Below are 1,293 nucleotides of genomic sequence, written 5' to 3'. Positions count from 1 at the left end.
ACACGGTGTCCGCGCCCACGGCTTCGAGCGAGCGGATGAGCGACTGGGCGCCGGTCATGGTCTCGACGACGTGCTGGGGAGCGGGAGCGTGGGCGCCAGCGCGACGTTGAACCCGGTGCGGGCCCCCGGATCCAGCACGTAGGCCGTGGCCAGACCGGGCAACTGCTGGCAGAGCGGGCGGACGACGGCTTCCGTCCACCCGTCGACCGCGACGTTCACCGGGACGCTGGCGACGACGGTGGGCAGCCGGCGCTCGGGGTCGCACAGCTCGTCGATCAGGTCGTCGACCTCGGCGGCGGTGATCACCCGCGGGGCGAGCTGGACGACGGCCGGACCGTCGGTGGCGTCCAGCAGCGGCAGCAGGCTGCGGGCGAGCTCGGGCACCGGTACGCGGCAGGGCGTCCGCAGGCCGCTGCCGGCGTGGTGCGTCTCGGCCTCCAGCCGGACCCAGGTCGGACCGGCGGCGGCGGTCGCGACGATCAGGGTGAGCTGGTGCGTCCCGTGGGGGGCCGGGGTGCGCAGGCGGCGGCGGGAGTAGTGGCCGGTGGCGGGGCCGCCGCGCAGCGGGCCGTGGTCACGGTCGAGCAGGACGCGGTCGCCCAGGCGGAGGCGCTCGACCTGCGGACCGGCGGCGGGAGGGTTCGTGGTGTGCGGATCCGTGCTGCGCGGATTCGTGCGGCGCGGATCCGCGGTGCGAGGACTCGTACCGACGGAGCTCGTGGCGGCGGAGCTCGTGGCGGGCGGGGCGACGGCGTGCGGGCTCGCTGCGGGCGGGGGGTCCTCGCAGCCTTCCTGCTTCAGCCAGTCGGCCAGCTGCCGGTCGGCCAGGGCGACCGCGTCGGCGTGCGTGAGCGTCGTGGTGACGGTCATCCGGTAGGGCGTCGCGGGGCCCCTGGGGCCGGGTAGGTCGGCTCGGGCGGGCGACGGGGAGCGATCCGAGGTCATGCGCATACCTCCGTGGTGCGGTGGTGGGGTCTGGTGTCCTCCATCGATGGGTTTCGTCCGGTTCGGCCGGATCCTTGCCCAGGAAACGCCACGGCCCGGAGCGGAAGTTCCAACTCCGGGCCACGTGAATACGTTCGAGTGAATCTGTTCAAGGCATGCGCGGCGTGGCGCACCCTCGTGGGCTACGGTGGCCGACTGTCCACTCGGCGGTGGCAACGCCGCAGGGGGCCGCAGCGACCCCGCGGGGGCTAGACCCAATACCAGTGACTTAAGGTTTTGAGCCTCGTGGAGCCTTGGTCGGTTGGTTGATGGGAACGGTGCGGTAGTGCGGGGCGATGCTGACGGCTT

1 protein-coding gene is annotated in these 1,293 nt (G+C 73.3%); it reads right to left on the bottom strand.

The genetic code is table 11. The features are described 5' to 3' along the window. Nucleotides 1-54 precede the first annotated feature (54 nt). Nucleotides 55-870, bottom strand: coding sequence for a hypothetical protein (locus AB0O00_RS39965; RefSeq protein WP_363659576.1), 816 nt, complete (start codon nt 868-870; stop codon nt 55-57). Between the last annotated feature and the right edge of the window lie 423 nt (nt 871-1,293).

The organism is Kitasatospora sp. NPDC093558 (genome assembly GCF_040683475.1).
Taxonomy (GTDB): Bacteria; Actinomycetota; Actinomycetes; order Streptomycetales; family Streptomycetaceae; genus Kitasatospora.
Note: the sequence above shows the minus strand (reverse complement) of the source record. Positions and strands in the feature narration are given on the sequence as shown.